The 1,104-nt window shown below is 44.2% G+C and carries 2 protein-coding genes and 1 pseudogene; 1 reads left to right on the top strand and 2 read right to left on the bottom strand.

Annotated elements, in window-relative coordinates; all coding sequences use genetic code 11:
* A partial coding sequence (locus R7P67_RS25945; RefSeq protein WP_318086471.1) for an ammonia-forming cytochrome c nitrite reductase subunit c552 occupies positions 1-200 on the top strand: 200 nt, incomplete at its 5' end.
* 116 nt (positions 201-316) lie between these two features.
* Here the strand turns inward: R7P67_RS25945 and R7P67_RS25940 are convergent.
* Positions 317-868, bottom strand: a complete 552-nt coding sequence (locus R7P67_RS25940) for a hypothetical protein (protein ID WP_318086470.1) — start codon at positions 866-868, stop codon at positions 317-319.
* 32 nt (positions 869-900) lie between these two features.
* Positions 901-1,104 (bottom strand): annotated as a pseudogene (locus R7P67_RS25935) (hypothetical protein); the annotation flags it as partial.

Raw genomic sequence — 1,104 nt, 5'->3', positions numbered from 1 at the left:
CCCGTACCAAATTGGTACGACTACTGGCAACAAAAGGCATTACTGACCCTGTTCAAATTCCAGATATCTCGACCAAAGCAAAAGCCCAAGAAGCTTTAGGAATGGATATGGAAAAAATGAACGCGGATAAAAAGCACTTCTTAGACACCGTCGTGCCAGATTGGGATACAGAAGAGGCCGAAAGAGAAGCAACCTATTAGTCAAACAGAAAATAGGATTCGAGACCTATGATGCAACAACAAAGGGCGCGTTCTGCGCCCTTTGTTTTCATCAGTTCATTCTAGTCGAAGTACATCATCAAAATGCAAGTAAACCATTAACGTCGACGAATTCTTGGCACCGGTTGGATGTTTGGTCGAGTCTGAGGTCTCTGAATATTTGGCTTGGTAATCGGACGCGACACGTTATGCGCGGGTAATGGCTGTGTCTTCAATGTTGATTCTGGCAACGTCGTTTGTTTTGGTAACGTTTTTGTTTCTACACGCTGGGGACGCTCGTGCCATTTTGCTTGAATCGCTTGTTTTTGTTCATCCGGCAACGTCTGCCAGTGCTTATCCAGTTGTTGCTTCATGTTATCGAAGTTGGCGTTCATATCGCCATCTTTCCAATCTTCAACTTTGTCTTTGATTGACTGTTGTTGATCGTCGTCGAGACTATTCCACCATGCCTCGAGTTTTTCTCGATGGTCATGTCCGTTGTCACAGCAACCCGGATAATAGTAAATCCAATAGTCATCGTGACCATACCACCAAGGGTCGTAATACCCACTCGAATAATAGGCAGATGAAGAACCAGTTGAAGGAGACGAGCATCCCACCAGCACTGTACCGCACAACAATACCAACAAACCCGCTTCTAGCTTCTTCATACTGACTTTCCTCTGTACTCTACATTGTATACTTACATCAGCTTTTTCGCTTTGTTGATGGACTCGATGATCGTCACTCTGTCTAAATTGGGGTCATTGGAATCTAGGAGTAGAACCCAAGTATCGATGGCTTCTTGAAAGCGGAAAGAAATGAAGTGATCGTTCGCTATCAACGACAATGCGGCTTCATTATAAGGTTCAAGTTGCAACGCCTGTTCTAATAGTAAACTGACTTC

Source organism: Vibrio sp. Vb0937 (assembly GCF_033338855.1).
This window is presented reverse-complemented; position numbering and strand designations above follow the sequence as displayed.

Coding starts and splice junctions, on each gene's coding strand:
- R7P67_RS25940 (WP_318086470.1), bottom strand. CDS start 868: ATGAAGAAGCTAGAAGCGGGTTTGTTGGTATTGTTGTGCGGTACAGTG.